This window comes from Chamaesiphon sp. OTE_20_metabat_361 (assembly GCF_031364565.1).
In genome coordinates this window covers 1-6,220 of the sequence record NZ_JANLWO010000158.1, presented here as the reverse complement: position 1 = coordinate 6,220, position 6,220 = coordinate 1, and the positions used below count along the sequence as shown (strand labels likewise).

6 protein-coding genes are annotated in these 6,220 nt (G+C 47.5%); 2 read left to right on the top strand and 4 right to left on the bottom strand.

Going from position 1 to position 6,220, the window contains the following annotated elements; genetic code table 11:
* Positions 1-150, bottom strand: a 150-nt coding sequence (locus RMO35_RS04395; protein WP_309738821.1) for an iron-sulfur cluster assembly scaffold protein, incomplete at its 3' end; no start/stop codon positions are given.
* Between the two features lie 262 nt (positions 151-412).
* The gene (locus RMO35_RS04390) at positions 413-2,257 is read right to left on the bottom strand and encodes an SLBB domain-containing protein (RefSeq protein WP_309738817.1); all 1,845 of its coding nucleotides are present in this window, start codon (positions 2,255-2,257) and stop codon (positions 413-415) included.
* A gap of 253 nt (positions 2,258-2,510) precedes the next feature.
* On the opposite strand from RMO35_RS04390, the gene RMO35_RS04385 reads away from it, so the two are divergent.
* Positions 2,511-2,642 (top strand): hypothetical protein, encoded by a 132-nt coding sequence (locus tag RMO35_RS04385; RefSeq protein WP_309738816.1) that lies wholly within the window; start codon positions 2,511-2,513, stop codon positions 2,640-2,642.
* 155 nt (positions 2,643-2,797) lie between these two features.
* A complete protein-coding gene (gene mnmA, locus RMO35_RS04380) occupies positions 2,798-3,853 on the top strand; it encodes a tRNA 2-thiouridine(34) synthase MnmA (RefSeq protein WP_309738819.1) in 1,056 nt (351 codons plus the stop codon).
* Between the two features lie 194 nt (positions 3,854-4,047).
* Here mnmA and RMO35_RS04375 read toward each other — a convergent pair whose 3' ends face one another.
* Complete coding sequence (locus RMO35_RS04375) at positions 4,048-5,163, bottom strand: AI-2E family transporter (RefSeq protein ID WP_309738815.1); 1,116 nt, start codon at positions 5,161-5,163, stop codon at positions 4,048-4,050.
* A gap of 80 nt (positions 5,164-5,243) precedes the next feature.
* Complete coding sequence (pstB, locus tag RMO35_RS04370; protein WP_309738813.1) at positions 5,244-6,047, bottom strand: phosphate ABC transporter ATP-binding protein PstB; 804 nt, start codon at positions 6,045-6,047, stop codon at positions 5,244-5,246.
* Positions 6,048-6,220 lie beyond the last annotated feature (173 nt).

Sequence of the window (6,220 nt, the reverse complement as noted above, 5' to 3'; positions counted from 1 at the left end):
CTGGAGCGTCAATTCGATCGTATCGCCACAAGAGGGATTGTGCCCTTTCTGATACCGATCGATCGGATCGGTTTTACCTTTGTGCTTGGGCTTTTTGTAGTGTTCGAGGATGACCTGTTGGTACAGATCTCGCAAATTGGTGCTGTTCATGACAATTTAGACAGATCGATACTCAGATCTCTATTATCCTCGATCGCTATGATTAGTGGCTAGGTGGGGGAAGAGGTAAGAGGTAAAAGGTAAATGGTAAGAGGTAAAAATATTGCTGATTTTAATAATTCTCGATCGATCTAAGCAGTTTTGAGCTGTCGAACTCATAGTTGCTAGAAATTGGTAAAGGGTAACAGCGCAAATGTGTGCTGTTACCCTGAGTTTGAGCTATATGGCCGATCGGTTATCGGACTCTGAGAGTCTAGAATCTGATCAGGTTGAGTAGACCATTAAAGGGACTCAGGATCGTGCTGAAACCGTCGCCAATTCGGGTGAGGTTATTGCGCCCGATGACGATCGTATCGTTGTTTTGCAGACGTGGGTTCGTTTCTGAATCGATGCCTTTGGCAAAGTTGAGTTTGATCAGTCGTTTTGTGACAGTACCATTGGGATTGAGGCGGATGAAGTCCACTTCATTCTTATTGGCACGGACGTTGTTAAAGCCGCCAGCGAGGAGGATCGCTTGATTGAGCGTGGTATTGGCAGGTACTTCACGAGTACCACCAGCACCAGCACCAGCTTCACCGATGACGTTGACTCTGATTGATGTCGGCGAGAGCGTGGAAGATGCCACGAGATCCACATCTTGTGAGTTTGGATTCTGAGCGGCGGGGATAAAGATCCGATCGCCTTCTTGGAGGATGATATCTTGACTGGTATCCCCTTGCTGAATCAGTTTAAACAGATTGAGGGAGATTTTTTGTTCGCCCGCTCGCGTTGTCCGAATCAATTGAATCTGGCGGATATCGGCGGTAGGTTTGATACCAGCAGCGGTTTGAATCGCGTTGGTAACAGTCGGGAGAGCGACAGTTCCGGCTAATTGGGTATTGTTATTAGTGGTATTCGCCGAGCCAGTTACTGTATAGGTACCCGGACGATTTACTTCACCGACAACTACTACTCGGGGGGGCGTGATGGCTTGGGGACCGAGGTTGGAAGCCGCCACTAGCGCACTATTGGCACTGTTAACGTCAGTAGCAGTTGGCAGCAGGATCGTGTCGCCATCTTGGAGAATGATATCTTGACCGAAATCGCCAGCTCTGAGCAAATTGAGTAAGTTAATCGGTAATACCTGACCGCTACCCGTCCGGGTATTGCGCCGCACTCTGATCCGGGTTAGATCTGCTGAAGCAGTACTACCCCCAGCAATTTTGATCGCTTCAGTGAGGGTTGGCGGGGTGACGCGTCCGGCGGTACCAGCAGTATCGCCTTTGAGAGTATAAGTTCCCGGTTTACCAACTTCTCCCAAAATTGCTACTTTTACAGTCGCATCTTGGTTGGCAAGGTTGGAACCAGCTAACCGCAATCGATCGGCAGTATTGACACCTTCTGCCCGAGCGATGTAAATTGTATCGCCATCGCGCAAGGAAATGTCTTGGGCGGTATTGCCGCGTTGTAATACATCAAAGATATTGACACTGATCACTCTACCAGTCGCAGCGCGACGGACTTGGACTTGGCGCAAATTCGCAGTCTGAGTCGTACCGCCAGCTAATTGAATCGCTTGGCTGATGGTGGGGAATTTGCGGTTGTCACCAGTAAAAGGGACGGTATAGGAACCCGAGCGCGTGACTTCACCTGCGATCGCAAATTGGACTGGACGCGGTGCCAGGACGCTAATAGTCACGATCGGTCGTTTGACATAGCGCGAGAAATAAGATGTCAGCAGGCTCGAAGCTCTTTGCACGGTCAAGCCTTGGATCGGAATCGCCCCCACTACTGGCAGGTTGATCGCACCATCGCCGAGGACATAAAACTCGCCACTATACTCCGGTACGTTAAAGATGTCTACCCGCAGTCTGTCGCCAGGGCCGAGGGTATAAGAGTCAGCAAAGCTAGTATTCTGGGAGACAGCTCTGGCTTTGGGCTTGGCTGGAGTTTTGGCTTTACCTGGTTTAGTCTGGGCGACGCTGACTTTCGCTGGTGCTTTTTTGGCTTTGGCTGGGGCGGCAATCCCTGACAACGGGAGATTGACGATTGCCAACACTGGCACTAGACCAACGATTAGACCTTTGTAGAGATAAGTCCGCAAACTAGCATTATTCATAAATAAGTTTATATATTTAGTGGCGATCGATCGCGATAGTCTAATAGTCTAGTTTAAGGCTTGGAGGCGATTATTTTCCTCAGTGTTTTATCGTACATTTGCACGCTCCTATGACTAGATCGACACTCGCTCGTTTGCCCGAGCGAGTGTCGCACCAACTCGACCGATTTGTGCCAGATTACTAATTGAGTTGACTCTAGATTCAGACTTTTTGACAACAATTTACTCGTCATAGGTTAGATCTAGTCTGGCTTTGACGACGTTACCTGTCAAAGTGATGTTCCCTAGCGAGTCGCGGCGATCGAGACTAGCTCGATCCATTATTCCCACACCCTTACCCAAAAGTCGCAACGCTCGATCGAGTATCGTCCTGCCAGCGATTTGACTCCTGCTCAGCGATCGCTGGAGATGTTTGTCAGACTGGTTTTAGCCAAAAAAGCAGCTTGTCACTTTCTCGCAATAAATCGACATCCCAAAAGGCGATCGAGAAGTGTTAAGTTAGGAGTGGGCATATTGTATAAGAATCTGATGTTGCCAGCTATGAAAAAAATCGTCGTGGGACTCTCCGGCGGAGTAGACAGCTCGGTTGCCGCTGCGATTTTGTGCGATCGAGGTGATGATGTTATCGGTCTGACTCTGTGGTTGATGCGCGGTAAGGGTCAGTGTTGCTCGGAAGGGATGGTCGATGCCGCCAAAATTTGCGAACAGTTGGGGATTACCCATCAAATTGTCGATAGTCGCGATACTTTCGAGCAGTATATTATCGATTATCTCGTCGCTGGCTATGAAGCTGGCATCACGCCATTGCCCTGTTCCCAGTGCAACAAGGCGGTCAAATTTGGGCCGATGGTGGCTTATGCCAAAGCTGAATTGGGAGCCGATTATATTGCCACTGGGCACTATGCGCGGATTACCTATGACGAGCAATTACAACGGCATCAATTACGACGCGCGATCGACAGATCCAAAGATCAAACTTATTTTCTCTACGATCTAGAGCAACATATCCTCGCGGCGACTGTGTTTCCGCTCGGAGATACCCTCAAAACCCAAACCCGCGCAATTGCGGCGCAATTAAATCTCTCCACCGCCGATAAACCCGAAAGTCAAGATCTGTGCCTAGTGGAAAAACACGGCTCGATGAAGACGTTTCTAGACAAATATATCACCGAACGTCCGGGTGAAATCGTCGATACTCAAGGAGCCGTATTAGGTCAACATCTCGGTATCCATCATTACACGATCGGGCAACGTCGCGGCATTGGCATCGCCGCTCCCGAACCGCTGTATGTCGTCGCCCTAGATGCGCTCAAAAATCGTGTCGTCGTCGGCTCCCGTGCGGAAACTCACGGTAGCGAATGTACAGTCGATCGCGTCAATTGGGTGTCGATCCCTCAACCCACCGCACCGATTCGGGCGGAGGTACAGGTGAGATATCGTTCTGAGGCTGTCCCTGTGAGCGTAATTCCCCTCGTAGGAGACAAGGTGAAATTGGTGTTTGATGAACCCCAGTTTGGCATTACCCCCGGTCAAGCGGCGGTCTGGTACGATGGCGATATCGTCCTCGGTGGTGGCATTATCGATCCGATCGGTTAGTTGGTGATTGATGTGAATCGGAGATCTAAATCCCCCAACCCCCTTGGAAAGGGGGCTTTATTGATTGGGCTGCGTTTTGAGATCTAAATTCCCCAACCCCCAAAAATGCGCTTGCTCTTAAAGTTCCCCTTTTTAAGGGGGATTTGGGGGGATTCATGGGGATTTCGCTTCTCACCAGAGATGTGTATACACGGTTATTCTCGCTCTGCTGACTTCAGCACTAGTTCTGTCTCAGTATCGATCGGTTCCGCAAGATCGGTAGCACGATCGATCTTGCGGCGCGGCTGTTTCCAGCGATCGAGGACGTCTTCAATTAACACGGTATTAATCCAAACCTTGGCAACTACAGTTAATGGTAATGCCAGTAATAATCCCAGAAAACCGAAGAAAGTTGTAAAAAATACTTGAGCGATTAGGGTAATCGCAGGTAATAAAGACACCTGCTGTGCCATGATATAGGGCGTAAGTAAGCTACTTTCAAACTGTTGGATCGAAAAGTAAATAATAAAGATTGCTACTGCCTTCCACGGTTCGTCTAGTAAGGCGATCGCCATGGGGATAATCACGCCGATCGTCGGCCCGACATTGGGAATAAAATTGAGCAACCCAGCCAGAATTGCTTGAGCTAAAGCCAGGGGAATTCCTAAGATTAATAAACCAATTAAACTGAGTACGGCGACCACAATCATACTCAAAATTGCCCCGCCAACCCACTTGCCCAAAGACACTTCGCATTCAGCTAAAATCCCATCGATCCGCCGTCGATAAAAACTTGGAAACAAACAGATGAATGCGTGACGATAAGCATTGGGTTGAGCCAATAGCATAATCGTCAGAATTATCATAAATAAGAAATTGAGGATCGCGCCGAGGGAACTAGAAAAGATCGTCGGCAATCCACCTGCAAAAGATTTCATCACAGGTTGAAGCTGTTGGGTGAGATCTTCTACAGTTGGTAAATACGGAAAGATTGGTGCGGGAATATATGACTGGATATTCGTCCGCCATTGTGGTGCTGAGTTGAGAATTGCAGGAAACTTAGTCGCCGTCAATTCTTGAAATTGGGTGATAAATGGGGGGACGATCGTGATGAAAAAGCCGATTAAGACCCCACTGAAGATCGCAAGTGCTGCGAGCACTCCTACCGTTCGAGATAGCTTAAACTGGTGCTGAATTTTGCGAGCGAGCTTATTGAGGGCTGTTGCCAAAACTATCGCTGCAAAAACTATCAATAGTACTTGACGAATCTGCCATAGCACGTATAACGACACCAGGATCGCCACAAACCCCAACCACTGACCTAATAACATACGCAACTCCAACCGAGCCTCAAACAGCTAAGACTTTCTCTTATCTTAACCCTCGATCGCGCATACTACATACGTCTAAGTTAACCAAAGCGCCCGGAAACGTAATCATTAGTCCGGCTATCGACTGGGAATGAGAAAATTTGCTTGGTTTCACCAAATTCGACCATCCGCCCGATCCGACTTTCATCGGTGCTAAAGAAGGCGGTATAATCAGAAATCCGTGCGGCTTGCTGCATGTTATGAGTGACGATTGCGATCGTCAGATCGTTACGCAAACTGTGCATCAGATCTTCAATTTTCATCGTGGCGATCGGATCTAGTGCCGAACAAGGTTCGTCCATTAATAACACCTTGGGTTTGACAGCTAGCGCACGCGCGATACACAATCTTTGCTGTTGTCCGCCAGATAAGCCTAATGCCGATTTGTGCAGTTTATCTTTAACTTCATTCCACAGCGCGGCATCTTGCAAAGCAGATTCAACAATGTTGTCGAGTTCTGCTCTTTGAACTTTTTCACCACCAATCTCGACCCCATAAGAAACGTTCTTGTAAATACTCATTGGGAACGGATTTGGTTTTTGAAAGACCATCCCCACCTGTCTTCTGAGTTGATTGAGGTTCACTTGAGGGTGATAAATATCTTGCCCGTACAAGTTAACTTCTCCCTCAGTTTTGACTTTACCTTCGAGTTCGCCAATTCGATTGAGTGCTTTGATAAAAGTAGATTTACCACAACCTGAAGGTCCGATAATCGCAGTCACATGATTTTGAAAAATGCTCATGTTGACACTTTCTAGCGCTCTAACGGAGCCATAAAAAAAACTGAGATTGTTAATTTGAATAGCAGTCTCTAGTTCTTGACTAGAGTGATGAATTTCACGCATGATTGTTTATATAAAAATTAATAAATAGGTCAATGCTAACTACTGGACAAATTATCTTCTTTTACTCGTCAGTAATCGAGCGGGTAAGTTAATCACTAAAACTACACCAAGTAAAAATAAAGATGCCGTCCAAACTAGCTGATTTTTAACTGGATCTGGGTCGTTATATAAAT

What these genes read in the sequence shown, in the direction of transcription:
- RMO35_RS04390 (WP_309738817.1), bottom strand. Translation starts at nt 2,257, where the DNA reads ATGAATAATGCTAGTTTGCGGACTTATCTCTACAAAGGTCTAATCGTT.
- mnmA (WP_309738819.1), top strand. Translation starts at nt 2,798, where the DNA reads ATGAAAAAAATCGTCGTGGGACTCTCCGGCGGAGTAGACAGCTCGGTT.
- RMO35_RS04375 (WP_309738815.1), bottom strand. Translation starts at nt 5,163, where the DNA reads ATGTTATTAGGTCAGTGGTTGGGGTTTGTGGCGATCCTGGTGTCGTTA.
- pstB (WP_309738813.1), bottom strand. Translation starts at nt 6,047, where the DNA reads ATGCGTGAAATTCATCACTCTAGTCAAGAACTAGAGACTGCTATTCAA.